A 22,384-nucleotide genomic window follows, 5' to 3' on the forward strand; every position below is an offset into this window, starting at 1 on the left:
CATGTCCCAGAAGCATCCCGTGATTGCGGTGACCGGTTCCTCGGGTGCCGGCACCTCCACCGTCAAGCGCTCCTTCGAGTCCATCTTCCGTCGCGAGCAGATCAGCCCGGTTGTGATCGAGGGCGACAGCTTCCATCGCTATGACCGCAAGGCAATGAAGGAGGCGATGCAGAAGGCCGCCGCCGACGGCAACGATCACTTCTCGCACTTCGGCCCCGAAGCCAACCTGTTCGATCGCATCGAGGGGCTGTTCAAGACCTACGGCGAGACCGGCCAGGGCGAGAAGCGCTACTACCTGCACTCCGACGAAGAGGCCGCCGAGCACAACGAGCGCCTTGGCACCAACCTTGGACCGGGCGAGTTCACCCCCTGGGAAGAGATCCAGCCGGGCACCGATCTGATGTTCTACGAAGGCCTGCACGGCCTGGTCGTGAACGGCGAAGTGGACGCCGCGCAGCACGTGGACCTGGGTATCGGCGTGGTGCCGATCGTGAACCTCGAGTGGATCCAGAAGATCTTCCGCGACAACGCCGAGCGCGGCTATTCCGCCGAGGCGATCGTCGACACGATCCTGCGGCGCATGCCGGACTACGTGAACTACATCACCCCGCAGTTCGGCTACACCGACATCAACTTCCAGCGCGTGCCGACGGTGGACACCTCCAACCCGTTCATCGCCCGCGCGGTGCCGACCCCGGACGAGTCGATGGTGGTGATCAGCTTCAAGGATCCGGCGAAGCTCGGCATCGACTTCCCGTACCTGCAGAACATGATCCCGGACTCCTTCATGTCCGATCCCAAGACCCTGGTGGTCCCGGGCGGCAAGATGAGCTTTGCGATGGAGGTCATCCTGGCCCCGATCATCCACGAGATGCTGTCGCGTCGCGGCTGATCCGCAAGCCCAAGAGAAGTTCCCAAGCCCCGTTCCGGCGGGGCTTTTTTCGTTCAAGGCCGGGCATTCCGCTAGGATTCGGGCTTTAACCAAAAGGACGGAGTTGGCGTGTTCGGACTCTTCGGGCCACGGCCGGCCCAACAGATGGAGCGCTTTCGCAGCCGTTACGACGGACGCTCGCTGATCGTGCACCAGGGTTTCAACGGGGACTGGCTGGAGGAGCTCATCAAGCAGCCGGGTGGCGGCGGGCACTTCCGCATGGACAGCCGGCCACTGCCGCGGCGGCGACCCACCCCGGTGGAATGGCTGGTACAGACCTACATCCTGCCGCTGGAGCTACCCCAGCCATTGTTTCTGGACGTACGCGAGGACGCCATCCTCGTGCGCCACCTGACGCGCGGGCAGCATGCCGTGCACCCCTCCGAGATCGCCTGGTTTCTGGAGGAACTGGACACTCGCCACCACGCCCGCCTGGTGTTCGCCGAAGACGGCGGCCTGCACGTGCACACCGGCCTGCCGGTCGACGACAACGAGGCCCTCAGCATGCTGGAGCATCTCGGTTTATGACCACACCCTTTCGCAGCGCCACCGCCCGCGGCGACGAGCCCGGGGCCCTGGCCACCACCCTGATCGCCGAGCTCGGCGAACAGCCGGTACGTGGCGATGATCAGGTACGCGTCGGCTTCATCTATCTCTCCGACCCCCTGAGCCGCCACGCCCGCAGCCTGCTGAAACACCTGCGCGAAGGCCTCGGGATCGATCACTTCGTCGGCGGCATGGCCATGGCGATCATCGGCCCGCGCGACGAGCTCTACGAGCAGCCCGGTGTGACCCTGATGATCGGCGAGTTCCCGGCATCCAGTGTTCGGGTCATCTACCATCCGGTACGTCGCTTCGAGGATCTGGTACAGGAACTGGACGGCTTCCTCGACCCGCAGACCCCGGGGCGTCTGATCCTGAATGCCGACCCCCAAACGGAGGGCCTGGAAGACATACTGACGGAGATCGGCGAGCAGACCGCCTGGTTCGCCACCGGGGGTGTCAACTCCGGCGAGCCCGGCGTGGTACAGATCGCCGACGGGGTCTCCGCCTCGGGCATCACCGGCCTGGCGCTGCGCGACGATGTCGCCATCGCCGCGCGCCACAGCCAGGGCTGCACACCGCTGCCCGGCCAGCACGAGCTGACCGAGACCTGGCGCAACATCATTGTGCGTCTGGACGGGCAGCAGGCGCTGCCGGCATTCAAGGGCATCATCGGCGATGTCCTGTCGCGCGATCTGGAACGCGCGCTGGGCTACATCCTGGTCGGCTTTCCCATCGCCGGCTCGGATACCGGCGACTATCGCGTGCGCAACATCATCGGGGTGGACCTGGACCAGGAGGTCCTCGCGATCGGCGAGATGCTGGAACCGGGGTCGCAGATCCTGTTCGTGCGCCGCGACGGCCAGGCCGCCCGCGACGACCTGGAACGCATGCTGGAACAGGTGCGCGCCCAGGCACCCAACGGCATTCGCGGGGCGCTCTACGTCTCCTGTGTCGGGCGCGGACGCCACCAGTTCGGGCAGGAAGGCGCGGAGTTGGCTATCGTGCAAAAGGGGCTGGGGGACGTACCCCTGGTCGGCTTCTTCGCCAATGGCGAGATCTTCGCCAACCGCCTGTACGGCTACACCGGGGTCCTGACCCTGTTCACCTGAAACGCACTCCACCACACCCCGGGAGAAGGCATGCAGTACCGCAAGCTGGGACGTACCGATATCGAAGTCAGCCTGATCGGCCTGGGCACCATGACCTGGGGCGAACAGAACACCGAGCGCGAGGCGCACGAGCAGCTCGACTACGCGCTGGGGCAGGGCGTGAACTTCATCGACGCCGCCGAGATGTATCCGGTGCCGCCGCGCGAAGACACCCAGGGCCTGACCGAGACCTACATTGGCAACTGGCTGGCGCAGCGCCAGAATCGCGAACAGGTCGTGCTGGCCAGCAAGGTCGCCGGCCCCGGCATGATCGACTACCTGCGCGGCGGCCCCCAGCTGAACCGCGAGCACATCGAGCAGGCCCTGAGCGACAGTCTCAAGCGGCTGCAGACCGACTATCTGGACCTCTACCAGGTCCACTGGCCGGCGCGCGCGACCAACTTCTTCGGCCAGCTCGGTTACAGCCACAAGCCCGACGATAACGCCACGCCGATCGAGGAGACCGCCGCCGCCCTGAAGGCCATGGTCGACAGCGGCCGGGTGCGGACCATCGGCATCTCCAACGAGACCCCGTGGGGCTTCATGGAATGGATCCGCGCACATGACCGCGGCCTGTCCGAGCGCATTGTCTCCATCCAGAACCCCTACAACCTGCTCAACCGCAGTTTCGAGGCGGGCCTGGCCGAGATGGCCATCCGCGAGGACGCCGGCCTCCTGGCCTACTCGCCGCTGGCCTTCGGCATGCTCTCCGGCAAGTACCTGGATGGCGCCAAGCCGGCAGGTGCCCGCCTGACCCTGTTCGAGCGCTTCCAGCGCTACAGCAACGAATCCGGCCTGGCCGCGACCGCCGAGTACGCCAGGCTCGCCGCCGAACATGGGCTGACGCCAACCCAGCTGGCACTGGCCTTCGTCAACCAGCAACCGTTCGTGACCAGCAACCTGGTCGGCGCGACCACCATGGAACAGCTGCGCGAGAACATCGCCACCGTCGACATCACCCTGTCCGACGCCGTGCTGGAAGCCATCGAGGCGATCCACGCCCGCTATACCTACCCCTGTCCGTAGGTCGGATCCGTTGCACCTGATCGATACGCACGTCCACCTGGACCTCGACGCGTTCGATCCGGACCGCCCGGCGGTGCTGGACCGGGCCCGCGCCGCCGGCGTGCAGGAGCTGGTCCTGCCCGGCGTCACGCGTGCCCGCTGGCCGGATCTGGACGCCCTGCACCGGCACTACGATGGTCTGCATGTCGCCTACGGTCTGCACCCAATCTTCCTGCAGGACCATGCGGATGACGACCTCGACGCGCTGGAGCCCTGGCTGGACGCGCACCCGGAGACCGTCGCCGTCGGCGAGATCGGACTGGACGGCTACCACCAGGAGCTCGACTGGGACCGTCAGTGGCGGTTCTATACGCGGCAACTGGCCATCGCCCGGGAACGCGAGCTGCCGGTGATCATCCACAGCCGACGCGCGCTCGACGAGGTCCTGAAGGGCCTGCGCCAGCACCCCGGCATCAGCGGCATCCTGCATGCCTTCATCGGGAGTCCGCAGCAGGCTCGGCAGGCGGCGGATCTCGGCTTTGCACTCGGGATCGGCGGACCCGTGACCTACGAGCGCGCGAAGAAACTGCACCGCGTGGTGCGCGACGCACCGCTGCAGGCGCTGGTGGTGGAGACGGACGCCCCGGACCAACCGCTGGCCGGACACCAGGGCGAGCGCAACGAACCGGCCATGACCGCCGAGGTCAACCGCCAGCTCGCGGCCCTGCGAGACATGGATCCGGCCGAGATGGCTATAATCACGTCACAAAACGCACGCCGGGTCCTCCGGCTCCCGACCGGTTCCGCTGCATGAGCTCGCCCGCCGACGCCCCGCACAATCCCTATACCGAACGCACGGATCTGCTACTGGGGCATGACGTCACCGCGCGCCTGCGCGATCGGCATGTCTTCATCGCCGGACTGGGCGGTGTGGGCAGCTACGCGGCCGAGGCGATCGCGCGGGCCGGGGTCGGACGCATGACCCTCGCCGATCACGACGTGGTCGGGGCCTCCAACCTGAACCGCCAGCTCGTCGCGCTGCGTTCCACCGTGGACCGGCCCAAGACCGAGATCATGGCGAACCGCATCCGCGACATCGATCCCGGCATCGAGGTCACCATCCGCCAGGACTTCCTCCAGCCCGATACCATCGGCGACCTGGTCCCCGAGGATGCCGACTTCGTGCTGGACGCGATCGACTCCATTGTCTGCAAGGCCGCGCTGGTCGCGACCGCCCAGGCCCGCGGGCAGGCCGTGATCTCGAGCATGGGCGCAGGTGGGCGCATCGACCCGACGGCCGTGCGCGTAGGGCCGCTGACCGAGACCCGCGTGTGCCCGCTCGCGCGGCAGATGCGCAAGCGGCTGCGGCGCCTGGGCGCACATCTCGACTATCCCGTGGTGTTCTCCATCGAGCAGCCGCGCAAGGGGACGGAGCACCGGCCGGTCGGCGACGGCGGGCGCCCGCGCTCGGTCAACGGCACCATCTCCTACCTGCCCGCGATCTTCGGCCTGACCGCCGCCGGCCACGTGATCCAGACCCTGATCACCCGCGCCTGACCACGCCCAGGACGGGCGAACCGGCTATTCCTCGAAGATGGCCTCGATGCGGGCCTGGATGTGCTGGCCAGCGTCCGGGCCGAACTGTGTAGTGGCTGGATCAAAGCGGTCGCAGAAGGCGTAGGCAAACTTCAGGTCTTTCACTCCGAGGGCACCGAACAGGCGTGCCTCGAAGGAATGATCCTCAGGGTTCTGGATCAGCGTGGGCCAGCCGTCCGCGCCCGGGGCCAGGGCAGGGCCGAAGAAGACCACGCCGGGCAGATTCTTCAGGCGCAGTGCACAGGTGCCATCGGTTACGCCGGCCATCGGCAGGAAGTCGATGGTGCGCGACAGGCGCTGCTTGCGGTTGAAGGCGATATCGATCTCGCCGCCCGCTGCGCGGATCGCCGGGGCCTCGGCCTCGAACGTGAGGGTCTCCAGTCCCGCAGCGCGCCAGGCATCCAGATCCTGCGCCCCATACCGGCTGGGCAGGAACAGGTACGCGGGCTTGCTGATGGCCCGGATCGCCTCCAGGAGCGACTCCGAATAGATCGGCGCGTTCACCAGGATGCCGCCGAGCTCGAGGTCGTCGATCAGCCACACGGCCGGTTCCGAATCGCCGATCCGGTAGATGGTCCGGTCACGCAGTTCGACCAGTGGGGCGCTGATCAGGGGTTCACTGGCCATCGGGTTTCTCCGTCGACAGGGTGGCGGGGCGAGGTTCGATCTCGGTCATGGTGGTCTCGATCCAGCTCTCGGCTTCGGACAGCACCTCGACCGGCTTGCGACCGGCGGTCTCGATCGGCGCCCCGATCACTACCTCGATGGTGCCGGGATAGCGCCGCAGGCCCTTTTTCGGCCAGAAGCTCCCGCTGTTCAGCGCCACCGGCAGGACCGGGTAGCCGGTGCGCACCGCGAGCATCGCGCCGCCCTGACGGTAACGCCCGTGTTCGCCCGGGGCCACGCGCGTGCCCTCGGGAAACACGATCACCCAGCGGCCCTGGTCCAGGCGCTGCTTGCCTTCGGCCACCAGGTTCTCCAGGGCCTGGCGTCCGCCCTCGCGATCAATCGGTACCGGATCGAGCATGGACAACGTCCAGCCGAACAGGGGAATCCGCATCAGTTCACGCTTGAGCACCCAGGTCTGCATGGGAAAGATCGCGACGAAGGCCACGGTCTCCCAGGCCGACTGGTGCTTGGACAGCACCACATGCGGGCGCGAGGGGTCGATGTGCTCGCGCCCGTGCACCCGGTAATCGATGCCGCAACTGACACGCAGCCACCAGACGTTGAACCGGCCCCACAGGGTCAGGACACGGTAGCGGACGGGGCGGGAAAACGGCCAGATCAGCGGCGGGACCAGCAGCCCGAAGACCAGGATGGAGCCAACGAGCCCCAGCTGGAACAGCAGACCTCGGATCAGGGGCAGCATCGCCCGGCCCTACCCCGTCGCCAGGCGGCCGATGTCGGCCACGGTCTCGAACGCGCGACGCAGTTCACGCAGCAGGGCCAGGCGGTTGCGCCGCTCTGCGGCGTCCTCGGCCATCACCATCACCTGGTCGAAAAAGGTGTCCACCCGATCTCGCAGGCCTGCCAGTTCGCCGAGGGCATGCAGGTAGTCACCATCGGCCACCGCCTGCTCGACCCCCGGGCGCACGGCCTGCAGACCCTGGTACAGCTGACGCTCCTCGTCCAGCGCCAGGGCCTCCGGATCAAGTTCCGCCTCGGCCTCCTCGCCGGCCTTGCGCAGCAGGTTGTGGATCCGCTTGTTCGCGGCGGCCAGGGCCTCGGCCTCCGGGCGCTCGCGGAACAAGCTGACCGCGCGCACGCGGCGCACGAAATCCAGCGGGGCATCCGGCGCGACCGCGGCCACCGCCTCGATAGTCTCGTGCGCCTGCCCCTGTTCCAGCAGGTACCCGCGCAGGCGCTCGAGGATGTATTCGCGTACCGGTTCCACGGCCTGATCGGCCTCCGGCACGCGTTCGCGGATGGGTTCGGCGGCGGCCTGCAGCAAGGGGGTCAAGGCCAGCGGCAGTTCGCGCTCGACCAGGATGCGCACCAGCCCGAGCGCGGCGCGGCGCAGGGCGAACGGGTCCTTGGTGCCACTGGGCTGCTTGCCGATGGCGAAGATGCCGACCAGGGTGTCGAGACGATCGGCCAGCGCCAGCGCCTGGGCGAGCGGGGCGTCCGGCAGCTCGGATCCGGACTGGCGCGGCCAGTAGTGCTGCTCGATCGCGGCGGCGACGGTCTCGTCCTCGCGGTCGTGCAGGGCGTAGTAACGCCCCATGGTGCCCTGCAACTCGGTGAACTCGAACACCATCTGGGTGACCAGGTCGCACTTGGCCAGACGTGCGGCGCGCGCGGCGAGGGTCGCGTCCAGGTCCATCAGCCCGGCCAGGCGCTGCATCAGGGCCTCCAGCCGCACGGACTTGTCGCGCAGCGTGCCCAGGCGCTTCTCGAACACGACCGAGTCCAGCGCCTCCAGGCGTTCCTCCAGGCGCTTCTTGCGGTCCTGCTGCCAGAAGAACTCGGCATCCGCGAAGCGCGGGCGCAGCACGCGCTCGTTGCCGTCGCGCACCGCATGCGGATCACGCGATTCGATGTTGCTGATCACGATGAAGTGCGGCTGCATGCGGCCAGCCTCGTCGACCACCGGGAAGTATTTCTGGTTGTCCTGCATGGTGGAGATCAGCGCCTCCTGCGGGACGTCCAGGAAACGCGGGTCGAAACCGCCGGTCAGCGCCACCGGCCACTCGACCAGCGCGGTCACCTCGTCCAGCAGGTCCGCATCCACCAGCGCACGCCCACCCAAGGCCTTCGCCTGCTCGTGGACCTGCTCGAGGATGCGCTCGCGGCGCGCCTCGAAAGACGGCTCGACAAACCCCGGGCGACGCAGCCGCTCGGCGTAGTCGTTCCCGCGCTTGAGTTCTAGGGCGCCGGGCTGATGGAAGCGGTGGCCGTGGGTCTCCCGACCCGCTGTTTGTTCCAGCACGGTCATCTCCAGCACCTCGGGCCCGTGCAGCACGACCAGCCAGTGCGCGGGCCGCACGAACTCGGTACGGCTGCTGCCCCAGCGCATGCGCTTGGGTGTGGGCAAGGCGTCCAGCGCGGCCTCCAGCATCTCCGGCAGCAGTTCGCCGAGGGCGCGCCCCGGCTGCAGCTGACGAAACACCAGGTACTCGCCCTTGTCGGTGGTCTCGCGCTCCAGGCGCTCGACCTCGACACCACAGGATCGGGCAAAGCCCAGTACCGCCTTGGTCGGCTCGCCGGCGTCGTCGAAGGCCGCGGCCACCGCCGGGCCGCGGCGCTCCTGCAGCTGGTCCGGCTGGCGCGCGGGTACGCTCGGGAACAACACGGCCAGGCGCCGCGGGGTGGCGAAGGCCTCGGGCTCGCCCGGCTCCAGCCCGGCCTCGCGCAGGCGGGTGGTCAGGCCCTCGGCCAGGGCGTCGCGCAGGCGCGCGAGGGCGGTCGGGGGCAGCTCCTCGGTGCCAAGTTCGATCAGGAGTTCGCGGGCTTCGGCCATGTCGGGTCCAGGTTGGGTCCAGTACGCGCCGCGCGACCCAGGGGGCCGGCCGGCGCGGGATTGCGGGATTCAGGCGGCGTCGGGCTTGTTCGCGTCGTCTTCGGCACACAGCGGGAAGCCCAGGGCCTCGCGCGACTCGTAGTATTTCCGGGCGACGTTCCGCGACAGCTCGCGCACGCGCAGGATATAGCGCTGGCGCTCGGTGACCGAGATCGCGCCGCGCGCATCCAGCAGATTGAAGCTGTGCGAGGCGCGCAGCATCTGCTCGTAGGCCGGCAGGGGCAGGCCCAGCTCAATCATGCGATCGCTCTCGGTCGCGTGCTGGTCGAAGGCGGCGAACAGGGCGTCGCGGTCGGCATGCTCGAAGTTGTAGGTGGACTGCTCCACCTCGTTCTGGTGGTAGACGTCGCCGTAGGTGATCGCGCGGCCGTCCGGGCCGTTGGTCCAGACCAGGTCGTAGACGCTCTCCACACCCTGCAGGTACATCGCCAGGCGCTCGAGGCCGTAGGTGATCTCGCCGGAGACCGGGTGGCAGTCGAGCCCGCCCACCTGCTGGAAGTAGGTGAACTGGGTCACCTCCATGCCGTTCAGCCAGACCTCCCAGCCCAGCCCCCAGGCGCCCAGCGTCGGGGACTCCCAGTTGTCCTCGACGAAGCGCACGTCGTGGGTCAGGGTGTCGAACCCCAGCGCCTCCAGCGAGCCCAGGTAGAGCGCCTGGATGTCCGGCGGCGAGGGTTTCAGCAGGACCTGAAACTGGTAGTAGTGCTGCAAACGGTTGGGGTTGTCGCCGTAGCGCCCGTCGGTCGGGCGGCGGCTCGGCTGCACGTAGGCCGCACGCCACGGCTCCGGCCCGATGGAGCGCAGGAAGGTCGCCGGATGGAAGGTCCCCGCGCCCATCTCCATGTCGTAGGGCTGCAGGACCACGCAGCCGTGATCGTTCCAGTAATCCTGCAGGCGGCGGATCAGGTCCTGGAAGGTCGGACTACTGGGCGGGGTGCGTTCTTGCGACATGCGGGATCCCGGGTCAGGGCAAAGCCGACAGTATATCGGCCCGGCTTCGGCCACGGCCACCGCTCGCGTTGGCGCGAGCGTTTTGCATGCAGCCGAAGCGCGCCCATACTGGGGCCTTGATTCTGTTCGGGAGAGCGGCCCTGAGCGACCCCCTCGCCAATTCCGGACCTTCGGACACGCCGGAGAACGGCCACCGCTATCGCGATACCCGCCGGGTCACGTTGGTGGGCGCGGCCGTGAACGGCTTCCTCGCCGTGGCGCAGCTCGTCAGTGGCTGGCTGCTGAACTCGCAGGCCCTGGTGGCGGACGGCGTGCACACCCTGTCGGACCTGATCACCGACGGGGTGGTGCTGTTCGCCGCAAGCAAGGCCGCCGCCTCCCCCGATCAGGAACACCCCTACGGTCACGCGCGGATCGAGACCCTGGCCACGGTGATCGTCGGGGTCTTCCTCGCACTCGCGGGCCTGGCGATTGCCTGGGCCGCCGGCAACCGCCTGGTCGAGCCCGAGGCCATGACCGGCCCAGCGCCCGCGGCGATCGCCTTTGCCCTGCTGACCCTGGTGGCCAAGGAAGGCCTGTACCAGTACACCCACCGGGTGGCCAAGCGCCTGCGCTCGCGGATGCTGGATGCCAATGCCTGGCACCATCGCACGGACGCGATCTCGTCGCTGTTCGTGCTGGTCGGGGTCGGTGCGGCGGTGGCCGGGCTCCCGTGGGCGGATGCCCTGGCCGCGCTGATCGTCGCGCTGTTCATCCTGCATATCGCCGGGCGCCTGATCGTGCGTAGCGCGGCGGAGCTGATCGACACGGCCCTGGAGCCGGAGAAGGTCGAGCGCATCCACCGCACGATCATGGATGTGCCCGGGGTCAAGGATGCGCACATGCTGCGCACCCGCCGCCACGGCAGCGAAGTCGTCGTGGACGTGCATATCCAGGTCGCGCCGATGATCTCGGTCTCCGAGGGGCATCGGATCGCCGATGCGGTGTTCCACGCGGTGACCGACGAACATGAGCGGGTGAACGACATCACCGTGCACGTGGATCCGGAAAACGACGCGGAACAGGCCCGGAGTTCCATGCTGCCGCTGCGCCCGACGCTGGTGGAGGCGCTGCGCGAGGCCTGGGCGGACGCCCCGGAGCTGGATGCGGTGGAGCACCTGTCGCTGCATTATCTCGGCGGTCGGGTACACGTGACGCTGACCCTGCGCCTTGACGGGGCAGCCGCGCCGGCAGACCTCGAGGCCCGCACCCAGGCCCTGGCCGACCGACTGCACCACCATCCCGGGGTAGGCGACATGCTGGGCGAGGTCACGCTACTCTATCGGCCCTGCACTCATTAGGTGCGGGCTACCACGATGCGCACAAAAGTTGTGCAGATAAGGCACCAGATTGGTGCATCCAGGATGCGGCGGGGCGCCCCGGGTGCCCGTTTTTCGCGCGCCCGGGCCAAACAGGACCGGATGGCATGATGCCTGCATAATGAACCGCGACGCCGCGCAAGCGCCCGACGGGCCGGCCGGCCACCTTTGAAGACTCAAGTAAAGACCAAGGAGATCCCCATGTCCGCAGCCGACGTGCTGAACCAGATCAAGGAAAAGGAAGTTCGCTTCATCGACTTCCGTTTTACCGACTCCAAGGGCAAGGAACAGCATGTGACCGTGCCGGCCCACGACATCGACGAAGAGACCTTCGAGGAAGGAAAGATGTTCGACGGCTCGTCGATCGCCGGCTGGAAGGGGATCAACGAGTCCGACATGATCCTGATGCCGGACGCCGAGTCCGCGGTCCTCGATCCGTTCTTCGAAGACATGACCATGAACATCCGCTGCGACGTGGTCGAACCGGCCACCATGCAGGGCTACGACCGCTGCCCGCGCTCCCTGGCGCGCCGCGCCGAGGCCTACCTGCAGAGCACCGGCATCGCCGACACCGCGCTGTTCGGCCCGGAGAACGAGTTCTTCATCTTTGACGACGTGAAGTGGGGCAGCACCCTGTCCGGCTCCTACTGCCGCGTGGATTCCCAGGAGGCCTCCTGGAACTCCGAGCGCGTCTACGAGGACGGCAACATCGGTCACCGCCCGGGCGTGAAGGGCGGCTACTTCCCGGTCCCGCCGGTCGACAGCCTGCACGACATCCGCTCCACCATGTGCGAAGTGATGACCGAGATGGGCCTCGAGACCGAGGTGCACCACCACGAGGTGGCGACCGCCGGCCAGTGCGAGATTGGCGTGGGTCCCGCGACCCTGACGCAGAAGGCCGACGAGGTGCAGATCCTCAAATACGTGATCCAGAACGTGGCCCACGTCCACGGCAAGACCGCGACCTTCATGCCCAAGCCGATCGTCGGTGACAACGGCTCCGGCATGCACGTGCACCAGTCGCTGTCCAAGGACGGCAAGAACCTGTTCTCCGGTGACCTGTACGGCGGCCTGTCCGAGACCGCGCTGTACTACATCGGCGGGATCATCAAGCACGCCCGCTCGCTGAATGCCTTCACCAACCCGTCCACCAACAGCTACAAGCGTCTGGTGCCGGGCTTCGAGGCACCGGTCATGCTGGCCTACTCCGCCCGCAACCGCTCCGCCTCGCTGCGTATCCCGTTCGTCATGAACCCGAAGGGCCGTCGCGTCGAGCTGCGCTTCCCGGACTCCACCGCCAACCCGTATCTCGCCTTCGCGGCGATGCTGATGGCCGGCCTGGACGGCATCCAGAACAAGATCCACCCGGGCGACGCGATGGACAAGAACCTCTACGACCTGCCGCCGGAAGAAGAGAAGGGCATTCCGCAGGTCTGCCATTCGCTGGACCAGGCGCTGGAAGCCCTGAACCAGGATCGCGAATACCTGACCCAGGGTGGCGTGTTCACCGACGACATGATCGATGCCTACATCGACCTGAAGATGGAAGACGTCACGCAGATGCGCATGACCACCCATCCGATCGAGTTCGACATGTACTACAGCCTGTAAGGCCGCCGCTTCCGGCCCCTCGGGGCCGCGAAGCCATCAGCCGCCCCCGGCCCCTGGCCGCGGGCGGCTTTTTTGTGCCGGTCGCGCGCGATCCGTGCGCAACCAGCAACGGATAAGGGCGCTCACCCCCGTCGAGACCCCGACCGCGGCCCTGTTGGCAAGAACGAAAAAGGCCCCGCGGACCAAGATCCGCGGGGCCTTCTGGGTCACTCGGGGCTTGCACCCGTGATCAGGCGTGCCAGCCGAACTCCTCGGCCTTTTGCCGCGCCAGCGCCGGGATGTCGGTGGCGACGAACTTGTCGTGCAGCACCTGGACCCCGATCATGTGGTTGATCACCGCGTCCAGCTGAACCTGGGTGGCGGCCGGCGTGTCCTCGGACTCGTGCAGCTCGAACACCTGACGCACGCCCTCCGGGTCGAGCAACCCGGCCTCGGCGACCTTCTCCGGGGACAGATAGCGATCGGCCAGGGCCTTCATCGCCGCCCACTTGACCGGGTCGGTGTGCGCGGGCGGCGCCATGAAGGCGAACTTCTCGCGCTCGTAGAGCACCTTCGGAAGCAGTCCCTTCATCGATTCGCGCAGCACGTACTTCTCGGTCTTGCCCTTGATGCGCATGGTCGGCGGCAGGTGGGCGGCGAACTCGGCCAGGTGGTGATCGAGGAACGGCGGGCGCGCCTCCATCGAATTGGCCATGTCCATGCGGTCGCCGCCCCAGGTCAGGATCTGGCCCTCCAGCATGGTCTTGATCCAGACGTACTGAGCCTTGTCCAGCGGATGCCGGCCTTCCAGCATGTCGTCATCCAGGGCGTTGGCGATCGCCTTGCCCGGCTTGTAGTCCTGCATGCGCTCGCGGCGCTTCGGGTGCAGCAGGCCCGGCACGTGGTCGGCCGCGGCCAGCCACGGCTGCAGGCAGGACGGGGTGAAGCCCATCATCTGCGTGAAGTCGGGGTCGTTGACCTCGTCCTCGGCCAGCATCGCACCGGAGACCAGCTCGTTGGACTCGTTCAGCATCTGCTGCCAGGCCTGGCGGTCGGCCTCCGGCAGGGTATCCAGGCCGTGCAGGAACATGTCGCGGCGGAAGGCCGGATAGCCACCGAACAGCTCGTCCGAACCCTCGCCGGTGACGACGACCTTGTAGCCGGCCTTGTTCACGTGGCGGCTCATCAGCAACTTGGCGACACCCAGGGTGTTGTAGATGGTGCGCTCGGCGTGCCAGAGGGCCTCTTCGAAGTTGTCGTAGAGGTGGTTGGCGTCCAGGGTCATGATGTCCTGGTCGGCACCCACGCTCTCGGCCATCTCGCGGGCGATCGCGGTCTCGTCATAGTCGTCGTTGTCGAAGCCGATGGTGAAGGCCTTGACCGGCGCCTGCTGGCTGGCCGAGGCCAGCCCCAGGGTGATGCAGGAGTCGATCCCGCCGGAGAGGTAACAGGCGACCGGCACGTCGGCCTCCAGGCGCAACTGCACCGCCTCCATGAGCTGGTCGCGCACGCCCTCGATCCAGTACTCCTCGTCGGTCTCGCTCTCGGGCGGGCGCTCGGAGGCCAGCGGGAAGTCCATGTCCCAGTACTTCTCCTGGCGGATCTTCAGCTTCCCGTGGGCGCGCTCGACGATCACCATGTGGCCGGGCTTCACCTGCTGGATGTCCTCGAAGGCGGTGGTGCCGGGCACCATGGTCTGCATCAGCTGGTGGTAGAGGCCGTCATCGGAAAACTGGCGCGGCACATCGGGGTTGGCGAACAGCACCTTCAGCTCGGAGCCGAACACGAAGCTGCCGTTGGCCTCGGTGAAGTACAGCGGCTTGATGCCGAAGCGGTCGCGGATCAGTATCAGCCGGTCGTGCTTGCGGTCGTACAGCGAGATCGCGAACTCGCCACGGAAATGCTTGACCGCGTCCTCCAGCCCTTCGCGCTGGTACAGGTGCATGACCATCTCGGAGTCGCTCTTGGTGCGGAACTTCACCCCGCGCGAGGTGAGATCGGTGCGGATGCGCTTGTAGTCGTACAGCTCGCCGTTGACCGCGGTCATGATCTCGCCGCTGTCCATGCAGAACGGCTGACGGCCGCGGTTCTCGTCCAGGTCGATGATCGACAGACGCGCATGGGAAAAGCCCACACCGCGGTCATCCTGGGTGCGGTAACCGAAGCCGTCGGGGCCGCGGTGATACTGGATCGCGGCCATGTTGACCAGGGTTTGCGGGTCGACCTTGCGGGTCGGGTCGGCGTGAAAGATTCCTGCAATGCCACACATGGCATGTCTCCTTGGTTATCCGTTCGGGGCGAGCGGGGCGCGGGCCGGGCAGGCCCGGCGCGCCACGCCGCTCGCGATTCAACTAAAAGGCGGCGTCAGCCGTCCGGGGTATCCATCACCGCGCTGATGCGGCGTACCACCGTGGTCAGCAGCGCCATGCGCACGAATACGGCCCCGCGAGCCTGGGCGAAATACCAGTTGTGCGGGGTGGCATCGAGGTCGGTGGACAGCTCTTCACCTCGCGCCAGCGGATGCAGGACCACTGCGCCCTCCTTCAGCGGGGAGTGGCGATCCAGCTTCAGCCCCTCGCCCATCGCCTCGAAGGTGTCACCCACCCAGGCGATCGCGTTGATGTACACGACATCCAGATCCGGCAGCGCCGGGTCCAGGTCGTGCACCACGCGTAGCGAGATCCCGGCCTCTTCCAGTTCCTCGCGCTGACCCGGATCGAAATTCTCGTCCTCGCGCGAGACGAGCACGATCTCGTCGATCGCCTGCGGGAACAGGCTCAACAGGCGCAGCAGGGAGCGCACCGTGCGCATGCGCGAGGGCACCCCGATGATGCCGACCTTGATGCGCTGCTCCGGGGCCACCTCGCCGGTGAACAGCTCCGGGCGCCACTTGGCCAGGGCGTAGACGTCCGCCAGCGCCTGGGTCGGGTGTTCGTCGATCCCGTTGCCGGCGTTCACCAGCGGGATGCGCAGGTTCTCCAGCATGTTGTGCGCGGCCTCGCCGTCGGAGGAGCGCAGGACCAGAACATCGCCGTAGTTGTTGAACATCTCCGCGATGTCCGCCAGCGATTCCCCCTTGGCAATACCGGTGCTCTTGGGGTCGGTAATCGACATGACCGAGCCGCCCAGGCGGTGCCAGGCACTCTCGAACGACAGCCGCGTGCGCGTGGACGGCTCGTAGAACGCGCTGATCAGGATCTTGCCCGCCAGCGGCAGGTGCATCAGCGCCGGCGTGGTCTCGTACTGCGCCGCCAGGCGGAACAGCTGCAGCAGCTCGTCGCGCGAGAACTGCTGGCTGGAGACCACATGCGAGGCCGCCAGCTTGAGAAGCGGGTCGGGGTCTTCCTCCACCGCCGCCAGCAACGCCTTCGGCCGGTCGGTACCGGCGGCGCCGTCTTTCGGGTGGAGCACGTGCAGGGGATCTTCGGTGTAGTTCACCAGAGGCATCCTTTTTTCCAGTCGCGGATAAACAGGGCAATCAGCAGGATCGGGGTCAGGCTCGCCACCAGTGTGGCGATGATCACGATCACGGACAGGGCTGTAATGGAGATCGTCATGCGGCCACCTCGCCGTCCGGACGGGCCAGGCGGCCCCAGTCGAATGGCCGCGGCATCAGCCAGGTGCTCAGCACCATCACGGCCAGCGAGACAGCGGCCCCGACCAGCGCGGCCACATAGAATCCAATCAGGAAGTAGCTGGCCAGGCCAATGCCCGACCCCAGTATCATCGACCAGGCCGCGCCCTGCGGGTTCGCCCGCTGCCAGTACAGCCCGGCGACGATCGGCCAGATCGCGGAGGCCACGAAGGCGCCGGTGAAGTACAGAAGCTCGGCCAGCGAGCCGACGATCGGCAGCTCGCCGCGGTAACTGGCCGCCAGCCAGGTCACGAGGCCCAGGAGCACCACGATCACCTTGGTCGCGTGGAACTGGTGCTGTTCGCTGGCCTGCGGGCGGATGTGGCCGCGGTAGATGTCACGGGTCACCAGGTCCGAGGTGGCCGCCAGCAGCGAGTCGAGACTGGAGGCGAGCGCGGCGAAGACCACGATGAACACCACGATCGCCCCGGTCAGGCCCAGCACCTCGGCGGCCACCAGCGGCCCGACCATGTCCGCGGCGGGCACGTTGAGGCCCAGCGCTGGCGTGGCCAGGGCGATGAAGCCGGCCACGATCGGGATTGGCAGCCACAGCAGGCCGCCAAAGAGGTAGGCCCGGAAGCCCACGTTGCGGCCGAAGGCGAAGGCGCGCGACCACCAGACATTGGAGTGGAAGATCTCGCCGACGCCAAACAGCAGATTGTTGAACAGGAACATGATCGCGGCCGGGAACAGCAGGTTCAGCAGCTCCGGGCGCTCTTCCATCAGGTTGAAGTGGATCGCCTCGAAGCCGACCTTGTCGATGGTCAGCCAGGCGATGAACGCCGCGCCGGCGATGATGATGACGGTCTGGATGAAGTCGGTCCCGATCACCGCGCGCAGGCCGCCCAGCAGGGTGTAGAGCACGCAGACGGTCAAAATCACGGTCATGCCCACGCGGTAGTCGATGCCGGCCAGGGCGTTGATCAGCACGCCGCCGGCCATCGCCATCGAGACCAGCCAGCCGAAGGCGTAGATCAATGACACCACCAGGAACACCCGCCAGGTGAATTTGCCGTAGCGCAGCCGGATAAAGTCGCCGGAGGTAAAGCCCTCGGGCATCAGTTCGCGGATGCGCCGCGCCAGCGGCGCGAACAGGATCAGGCCCAGGGCCCCCAGCGAGTAGCCAAGCATGCCCCAGACGCCCAGTTGCAGCGCCAGCTGCGGGGCCGTCATCGTGGTGTTGGCGGTGACCCAGGTAGCCATCGCGGTGGCGGTGGCCAGCGCCAGGCCGACGTTGCGCCCCGCCAGCATGTGATCCTCGGCGGTCTTGTTGCGACGACCCAGCCACCAGCCCAGCACCACCCAGAGGACGCTGAACGCCGCCAGCAGCCCCCAGGCGATGGAGGTCGGGAGGATCGGGTCGTCGAGACCGGTCACGAAGCCTCCTGCACCTTCTTGATCTCGCGGATCGCCTCGTCGGTGGTCATCACGCGGGCGTAGCGGTCCTTGATGGTCGTGAGCGTGGCCTTCTGCATCTCCGGCGTCACCGTGGCCGTGGCGTCGTCCATCAGGGTGACATAAAAGCCCAGGTCGCAGGCATCCCGCACGGCGGTGGATACGCACTCGTTGGAATACACGCCCACGATGAACAGCGCGCTGATGTTCAGGTTGCGCAGGATGTAGTGGAGGTTGGTGGAGTTGAAGACCCCGCTGGCGGTCTTGTCCAGCACGATCTCGTCCCCGACCGGGGCCACCTCTTCGACGAACTCGGCATCCTTGGAGCCGGGGGCGGCATGCAGATTCAGGCGCTTGTGGCCCGGGCTGCGGTCGCGGCCGTCATGGGTCAGCGAGCGGATACGGGTATGGATCACCTCCAGCCCCTCTTCGCGGAAGGCATCCTGCAGGCGGCGCACATTGGGCAGCACCGTCTGCTCCAGGCGATTGAAGTAATACTCCTGGGCCTCCAGCGGCACGCCAGAGTCGGCGGAGTTCGCGAACACGCCGTGGCCGCGCGCGGCATCCAGATACTGCAAGTCGATGCACAGCAGGGCGACATGGTGCTCCCGCAACTCCTGACGCAGCACCGGCGTGGTGATCAGACTTTCCTGGTACTGCTCGCGCAGCGGATCCAGGGAGTCGTAGTCGGTCAACTGGGTGACGTTGTCGTGTTCGGCCATTCCGGGCGCTTCCTCTCGTCGCGATTTATTGCCGAGCGGCCAACGCCAGGGCACTTTGCAGGGTCAGGTTGGCGCCGGTCTCGATGTCTTCCCAGTTTGTCCATTCCGCGGCGGAATGGCTACGCCCCTGCAGGCTCGGCACGAAGATCATGCCCGTGCGGGTGATGCGGCTCATGCTCTGGGTATCGTGGGCTGCACCGCTGGGCATGGTGATGTACTCCAGCCCCATGCGTTCGGCCTGCGCCTCGATGGTCTGCACGACGCCGGGGTCACAACGCACCGGATCGATCTCGGAGAGGACGTCGAACTCGAACATCAGGTCGCGTCGGCGCGCCAGGCTGGACAGGGTGCGCCGGGCCGCATGGGCCAGCGCAGTCAGGACCTTCTCGTCGGTGTCGCGCACCTCGAAGGAGAAGGTCGCCATGCCCGGCACGGTATTCGCCGCCCCCGGTGCCAGCTCCACGCGGCCGATGGTGGCGCGCGAGTTCGGACTGCCGTGCTCCTCGATCAGGCGATTGATCTCGCCGCCGAACTCCGCCAGACCCTGGAAGGGATCGATACGCATGTCCATCGGCGTGGTGCCGGCGTGGTTGGGCTGGCCCTTCAGGCGCACCTCCCACTTGAACAAGCCGGTGATTGCCTCGACCACCCCGACACTGAGGCCGCGCCGGTCCAGCACCGGGCCCTGCTCGATGTGGGTCTCGATGAAGGCATGCAGGCTGTGCGGATCGCGCCGCGCGGCCAGCGCGTCGTCGGCGTTCAGCCCCCAGTTGGCCATGGCCTCGACCAGGGTCACGCCTTCGAGATCACGCGCATGGCTGATGCTCTCCGGGGTGAGCTTGCCGGCCATCGCCTGCGAGCCGAACATGCCGCCGAAGCGGCCCTCCTCGTCGGTGAAGTCGATCACCTCGAGCGGGTACTCGAGGTCGACCGCGTTCTCCTTGGCGGTGCGCAGCACCTCCAGCCCGATCAGCACGCCCAGTGCCCCATCCAGCGGCCCCCCACCGGGCACAGTATCCAGATGCGAGCCCATGGCCACTACAGGCCGCTTGCCGTCGTAGTCGAGGCGCCCGTGCAGGTTGGCGGCACCGTCCTGCCAGACATCCAGGCCGGCGGCCTCGAGGCGCCCGCGAAACCACTCGCGCCCGGCGCGGTCGCCGTCGCTGAATGCGCGACGATGCAGGCCCCGGTCGGCATCGCGGCCGATCTGCGCGAGATCGTTGATGTCCTGCTGCAGGCGCTGCATGTTGATCTTGAGATCCGTCATGGATACCTCCGAAAGCGGGCCCACCCCGGATCACGCGAGAACGTTAGCTCGACACGGATCGGCAGGGCTGGACCAAGTGAATCAGCTGCGCGGACGCCCGCGCAGGATGGCCCCGATCAGGACCAGAAAGACGACTGCGCCCACGGCAAAAAAACCGAAGGCTCGGGCCAGGCTGTGATGCTCCACCGACACCATGGCTTGATCGGCCCAGGTGTCCGGATCGGCATCCGCGGCGCGCAGGCGAAACCGGTAGTCACCATCGGGCAGGCCGCTGATGACCGTGCTGGTATCGCCGCCCTGATAGAGGATGCGCGCATCCGCGTGGTCGGGACCCGGGGCCTGCTCCAGTACCACGGGCCCATCTGCCTCCCACGCCAGGGTGAAGCCGCCATCCGTTGAGCGCTCGGGTGGCGCATCAAACGTGGGCTGCGCACCCGCCGCCAGTGGAAGGCAGAGAAGAAACGGCAGCAGCACGCGAAACAATCGCATCAGGGCCTCCGCGGCAGACGGTTCAGGACTTGCCGTCGAACGGCTGCAGGCCGGCCTTGGGCTCGGTGGTGTTCATCGCCTCGACCAGCAGGTCCAGGCCCTGGTCCAGCTCCACGAGACGTCCCTTCGGCAACGACTGCAGGGCGCGGTTCAGTTCGCCCTGCGGGGCGGCCGGTGCCCTCTCCAGCAGTTCCAGCCCGGCATCGGTGACGTAGAGCCGGACGATGCGCTGGTCCTTTTCCGGGCGCCGGCGCTCGATCAGACCCCGGTGTTCCAGCTTGTCCAGAAGATTGGACGTGGTGGAGGCATGCACTGATAACCGGCGCGACAGGTCGCTGACGTTCAGTCCCGGCGTGCGCTGCAACTCCCACAATGCCCACAGCTGCGAGGCGCTGATGCCGCAGGCGCGCTCCACCGACCGCGAATGCCCCTGCAGGGCGCGGATGATCACGCGCAGCTGGCGGATTACCGACCGCGCGACATCCGGCTCGGCCGGCGCACCGGCAGGGGTGCCGGATTCATCCTGGGGTGCCTGGTGCACGGCTTGGGTGGAGGTCATGAAAACTTCTCGCAATAAATCATTCGTCTATTTATTTTTGTACAAAAATAGTTTTATTGCAACTCGAGGTCGAACTGGCGAAATCGCGCCACGGGCTCTAAACAAGTGAGTTGGGGTACCTGCCCCGGCGAGAAACCCGCCTCCCCGCCGGGTCCGAGACGCGCGACCGAAGGGCCCCGAACCCTCGGGGCCACAAGGAGGAACACGGGGGCGGGTGTGGTGGTCACACCACAGTGCGCCGAGCTCGCGTATCTTGTTTACAACGCATTAGAAACTGCTTATAAACGTTGCCGGCTACGATCAAGACGCACAGACGCACATTCCGTGTCCGCCCAGGATGGCCTCTGGCGACACCCGAACCGCCCGACCAGAGAGGATCGCAATGAAGAAGACGATGAGCTGGACCCTGGCACCCCTTTCCGGTGCCGTTGCCCTGGCCCTGTTTTTGGGCCCGAATGTCGCTGCCGCGGAATACGACAGCATCCAGGTCGGCAACCTGGCGATCGGCGGCGCCCTGCGCGCGAACTACACCGTGGGTGACTATGAAGGAGACCGACGCGATTGGGACAAGGGCGGCGACTTCCTTCTCGATACTGCCCGGATCAACCTTGACTACGAGAATGGGCCCTGGCTCGGCAAGATGGAATACCGTTGGTACAACGATGCCGCCAGTTCCTACAATATGCTGCACACTGGCTGGGTAGGTTATAGGTTCGAAAACGAGAACCAGCTCGAGGTGGGCGTAACCCGAGCACCGTTTGGGCCGGGTGCGTACGGCGTCTCCCAGAGCTGGTTCTTCGACCAGCATTACTACGTTGGTCTTTCCGACAATATGAACCTCGGCGTCAAGTACACCATGCCGATGGGTGACTGGACGTGGGACGTTGGCTACTTCTACTCGGATGCCGGCTCTTACTCTGGCAACAACTCTGATGACAGTGCGCGATACTCTTACGACGTAGTCGACGAAACCGGAACAGGCTTCGAGGAACGAAACCAAGTCAATTTCCGCGGGATTTACAACATCCCCAATACTGAACACGAGGTCGGTTTCTCGGCACAATATGGCGAGCTGAAGAGCAATGGTCCTCAAAGCGACGGCGACATGTTCGCGGTCTCAGGACACGCAGTTAACCGCTTTGGCAACTGGACCCTTGCCAGTCAACTGTCGTACTACAAGTACGACGTAGAAGAGCATGATCTTCTCGATGTAGGCGGGGAGGTCTTCCGAAGTGACAAGCTAGTGCAGTTTGGGGCCTACGACTACTGGAATGAAGTAGCGGCAGAAGCCTGGATTCCAGCGGTCTCGGCCAGTTACTACCACGAGACTCCAAATATTCCGTGGCTGGACTACGTGATCCCGTACGCAGAATACAGCTCCGTAGTGAAGCGCGAGAGCGACTTCAACAACAGCGACCTGCTGGTTCTAGGTGCCGCTTGGGCTCGGGGGAACTGGTACATCTACACCGACCTCGCTTACTCCAACGGCAACGGCTTTGTTGGCGGTGATACCCCTTACGGCGAACAGCTTGGTGCCAATACCACCGACGACTGGGAAACCCGTATCAACATCAACTTCGGGTATTACTTCTAAGGGCGGTCGCGGAAGGTCGTCGCCGGACGGCCTTCGGGCGAAGCCGAGCCCGCACCGAATGGTGCGGGCTTTTTTG

General features: G+C 66.5%; 21 protein-coding genes. 9 read left to right on the plus strand and 12 right to left on the minus strand.

Annotated features, from left to right (window positions below; all coding sequences use genetic code 11):
- Position 1 precedes the first annotated feature (1 nt).
- The 6 genes from G335_RS0103075 to G335_RS0103100 all read left to right on the plus strand — a co-directional run bounded on the left by G335_RS0103075 (position 2) and on the right by G335_RS0103100 (position 5,187).
- Positions 2-892 (plus strand): phosphoribulokinase, encoded by an 891-nt coding sequence (locus tag G335_RS0103075; RefSeq protein WP_018144895.1) that lies wholly within the window; start codon positions 2-4, stop codon positions 890-892.
- A gap of 108 nt (positions 893-1,000) precedes the next feature.
- A complete protein-coding gene (locus tag G335_RS0103080) occupies positions 1,001-1,459 on the plus strand; it encodes a hypothetical protein (RefSeq protein ID WP_018175893.1) in 459 nt (152 codons plus the stop codon).
- Positions 1,456-2,586, plus strand: a complete 1,131-nt coding sequence (locus G335_RS0103085) for an FIST C-terminal domain-containing protein (RefSeq protein WP_018175894.1) — start codon at positions 1,456-1,458, stop codon at positions 2,584-2,586. The genes G335_RS0103080 and G335_RS0103085 overlap by 4 nt, the downstream gene beginning before the upstream one ends.
- Before the next feature lie 30 nt (positions 2,587-2,616).
- Complete coding sequence (locus G335_RS0103090; RefSeq protein WP_018175895.1) at positions 2,617-3,651, plus strand: NADP(H)-dependent aldo-keto reductase; 1,035 nt, start codon at positions 2,617-2,619, stop codon at positions 3,649-3,651.
- Between the two features lie 10 nt (positions 3,652-3,661).
- Positions 3,662-4,444: a TatD family hydrolase gene (locus tag G335_RS0103095; protein ID WP_018175896.1), complete on the plus strand. Its 783-nt coding sequence runs from the start codon at positions 3,662-3,664 to the stop codon at positions 4,442-4,444.
- Complete coding sequence (locus G335_RS0103100) at positions 4,441-5,187, plus strand: ThiF family adenylyltransferase (protein WP_018175897.1); 747 nt, start codon at positions 4,441-4,443, stop codon at positions 5,185-5,187. The genes G335_RS0103095 and G335_RS0103100 overlap by 4 nt, the downstream gene beginning before the upstream one ends.
- Before the next feature lie 24 nt (positions 5,188-5,211).
- Here the strand turns inward: G335_RS0103100 and G335_RS0103105 are convergent, their stop codons facing one another.
- The 4 genes from G335_RS0103105 to glyQ form a co-directional block, all read right to left on the minus strand.
- Positions 5,212-5,853, minus strand: coding sequence for a hypothetical protein (locus tag G335_RS0103105; protein ID WP_018175898.1), 642 nt, complete (start codon positions 5,851-5,853; stop codon positions 5,212-5,214).
- On the minus strand, positions 5,843-6,598 hold the full coding sequence (locus G335_RS0103110) for a 1-acyl-sn-glycerol-3-phosphate acyltransferase (protein ID WP_018175899.1): 756 nt from the start codon (positions 6,596-6,598) through the stop codon (positions 5,843-5,845). The genes G335_RS0103105 and G335_RS0103110 overlap by 11 nt, the downstream gene beginning before the upstream one ends.
- A gap of 9 nt (positions 6,599-6,607) precedes the next feature.
- Positions 6,608-8,689 carry a glycine--tRNA ligase subunit beta gene (gene glyS / locus G335_RS0103115; protein WP_018175900.1) on the minus strand — a complete coding sequence of 694 codons (2,082 nt, stop codon included), beginning with the start codon at positions 8,687-8,689 and terminating at the stop codon, positions 6,608-6,610.
- 69 nt (positions 8,690-8,758) lie between these two features.
- Positions 8,759-9,700, minus strand: a complete 942-nt coding sequence (gene glyQ / locus G335_RS0103120; protein WP_018175901.1) for a glycine--tRNA ligase subunit alpha — start codon at positions 9,698-9,700, stop codon at positions 8,759-8,761.
- Positions 9,701-9,786: 86 nt separating this feature from the next.
- Here glyQ and G335_RS0103125 point away from each other — a divergent pair, with 86 nt between their 5' ends.
- Positions 9,787-11,040: a cation diffusion facilitator family transporter gene (locus G335_RS0103125; protein ID WP_018175902.1), complete on the plus strand. Its 1,254-nt coding sequence runs from the start codon at positions 9,787-9,789 to the stop codon at positions 11,038-11,040.
- Between the two features lie 219 nt (positions 11,041-11,259).
- Positions 11,260-12,669, plus strand: a complete 1,410-nt coding sequence (glnA, locus tag G335_RS0103130) for a glutamate--ammonia ligase (RefSeq protein ID WP_018175903.1) — start codon at positions 11,260-11,262, stop codon at positions 12,667-12,669.
- A gap of 229 nt (positions 12,670-12,898) precedes the next feature.
- Here the strand turns inward: glnA and asnB are convergent, their stop codons facing one another.
- The 8 genes from asnB to G335_RS0103170 form a co-directional block, all read right to left on the minus strand.
- The gene (gene asnB, locus G335_RS0103135) at positions 12,899-14,917 is read right to left on the minus strand and encodes an asparagine synthase (glutamine-hydrolyzing) (RefSeq protein WP_018175904.1); all 2,019 of its coding nucleotides are present in this window, start codon (positions 14,915-14,917) and stop codon (positions 12,899-12,901) included.
- Positions 14,918-15,012: 95 nt separating this feature from the next.
- A complete protein-coding gene (locus tag G335_RS0103140; RefSeq protein ID WP_018144908.1) occupies positions 15,013-16,095 on the minus strand; it encodes an aspartate carbamoyltransferase in 1,083 nt (360 codons plus the stop codon).
- The gene (locus tag G335_RS14400; protein WP_018168760.1) at positions 16,083-16,205 is read right to left on the minus strand and encodes a hypothetical protein; all 123 of its coding nucleotides are present in this window, start codon (positions 16,203-16,205) and stop codon (positions 16,083-16,085) included. The genes G335_RS0103140 and G335_RS14400 overlap by 13 nt, the downstream gene beginning before the upstream one ends.
- Entirely contained in the window at positions 16,202-17,659 is a 1,458-nt protein-coding gene (locus G335_RS0103150; RefSeq protein WP_018168761.1) for a sodium:solute symporter family protein, read from the minus strand. The genes G335_RS14400 and G335_RS0103150 overlap by 4 nt, the downstream gene beginning before the upstream one ends.
- A complete protein-coding gene (locus tag G335_RS0103155) occupies positions 17,656-18,399 on the minus strand; it encodes a cysteine hydrolase family protein (protein ID WP_018168762.1) in 744 nt (247 codons plus the stop codon). The genes G335_RS0103150 and G335_RS0103155 overlap by 4 nt, the downstream gene beginning before the upstream one ends.
- 25 nt (positions 18,400-18,424) lie before the next feature.
- On the minus strand, positions 18,425-19,666 hold the full coding sequence (locus G335_RS0103160; protein WP_018168763.1) for a Zn-dependent hydrolase: 1,242 nt from the start codon (positions 19,664-19,666) through the stop codon (positions 18,425-18,427).
- 81 nt (positions 19,667-19,747) lie between these two features.
- Positions 19,748-20,155: a hypothetical protein gene (locus G335_RS0103165; RefSeq protein WP_018175905.1), complete on the minus strand. Its 408-nt coding sequence runs from the start codon at positions 20,153-20,155 to the stop codon at positions 19,748-19,750.
- A 22-nt stretch (positions 20,156-20,177) separates the two neighbouring features.
- Positions 20,178-20,714 (minus strand): MarR family winged helix-turn-helix transcriptional regulator, encoded by a 537-nt coding sequence (locus tag G335_RS0103170; protein ID WP_018168765.1) that lies wholly within the window; start codon positions 20,712-20,714, stop codon positions 20,178-20,180.
- A 382-nt stretch (positions 20,715-21,096) separates the two neighbouring features.
- Here G335_RS0103170 and G335_RS0103175 point away from each other — a divergent pair, with 382 nt between their 5' ends.
- The gene (locus G335_RS0103175; protein ID WP_018168766.1) at positions 21,097-22,308 is read left to right on the plus strand and encodes a hypothetical protein; all 1,212 of its coding nucleotides are present in this window, start codon (positions 21,097-21,099) and stop codon (positions 22,306-22,308) included.
- The last annotated feature ends 76 nt before the right edge of the window (positions 22,309-22,384 follow it).

It is taken from the genome of Thioalkalivibrio sp. AKL8 (genome assembly GCF_000380525.1).
In the GTDB taxonomy this organism is placed as follows: domain Bacteria; phylum Pseudomonadota; class Gammaproteobacteria; order Ectothiorhodospirales; family Ectothiorhodospiraceae; genus Thioalkalivibrio; species Thioalkalivibrio versutus.

What these genes read in the sequence shown, in the direction of transcription:
- G335_RS0103170 (WP_018168765.1), bottom strand. Translation starts at nt 20,714, where the DNA reads ATGACCTCCACCCAAGCCGTGCACCAGGCACCCCAGGATGAATCCGGC.
- G335_RS0103105 (WP_018175898.1), bottom strand. Translation starts at nt 5,853, where the DNA reads ATGGCCAGTGAACCCCTGATCAGCGCCCCACTGGTCGAACTGCGTGAC.
- G335_RS0103140 (WP_018144908.1), bottom strand. Translation starts at nt 16,095, where the DNA reads ATGCCTCTGGTGAACTACACCGAAGATCCCCTGCACGTGCTCCACCCG.
- G335_RS0103100 (WP_018175897.1), top strand. Translation starts at nt 4,441, where the DNA reads ATGAGCTCGCCCGCCGACGCCCCGCACAATCCCTATACCGAACGCACG.
- G335_RS0103110 (WP_018175899.1), bottom strand. Translation starts at nt 6,598, where the DNA reads ATGCTGCCCCTGATCCGAGGTCTGCTGTTCCAGCTGGGGCTCGTTGGC.
- G335_RS0103165 (WP_018175905.1), bottom strand. Translation starts at nt 20,155, where the DNA reads ATGCGATTGTTTCGCGTGCTGCTGCCGTTTCTTCTCTGCCTTCCACTG.
- G335_RS0103085 (WP_018175894.1), top strand. Translation starts at nt 1,456, where the DNA reads ATGACCACACCCTTTCGCAGCGCCACCGCCCGCGGCGACGAGCCCGGG.
- glnA (WP_018175903.1), top strand. Translation starts at nt 11,260, where the DNA reads ATGTCCGCAGCCGACGTGCTGAACCAGATCAAGGAAAAGGAAGTTCGC.
- asnB (WP_018175904.1), bottom strand. Translation starts at nt 14,917, where the DNA reads ATGTGTGGCATTGCAGGAATCTTTCACGCCGACCCGACCCGCAAGGTC.
- G335_RS0103125 (WP_018175902.1), top strand. Translation starts at nt 9,787, where the DNA reads ATGCAGCCGAAGCGCGCCCATACTGGGGCCTTGATTCTGTTCGGGAGA.
- G335_RS0103175 (WP_018168766.1), top strand. Translation starts at nt 21,097, where the DNA reads ATGAAGAAGACGATGAGCTGGACCCTGGCACCCCTTTCCGGTGCCGTT.
- G335_RS0103160 (WP_018168763.1), bottom strand. Translation starts at nt 19,666, where the DNA reads ATGACGGATCTCAAGATCAACATGCAGCGCCTGCAGCAGGACATCAAC.
- G335_RS0103090 (WP_018175895.1), top strand. Translation starts at nt 2,617, where the DNA reads ATGCAGTACCGCAAGCTGGGACGTACCGATATCGAAGTCAGCCTGATC.
- glyQ (WP_018175901.1), bottom strand. Translation starts at nt 9,700, where the DNA reads ATGTCGCAAGAACGCACCCCGCCCAGTAGTCCGACCTTCCAGGACCTG.
- G335_RS14400 (WP_018168760.1), bottom strand. Translation starts at nt 16,205, where the DNA reads ATGACGATCTCCATTACAGCCCTGTCCGTGATCGTGATCATCGCCACA.
- G335_RS0103155 (WP_018168762.1), bottom strand. Translation starts at nt 18,399, where the DNA reads ATGGCCGAACACGACAACGTCACCCAGTTGACCGACTACGACTCCCTG.
- G335_RS0103075 (WP_018144895.1), top strand. Translation starts at nt 2, where the DNA reads ATGTCCCAGAAGCATCCCGTGATTGCGGTGACCGGTTCCTCGGGTGCC.
- glyS (WP_018175900.1), bottom strand. Translation starts at nt 8,689, where the DNA reads ATGGCCGAAGCCCGCGAACTCCTGATCGAACTTGGCACCGAGGAGCTG.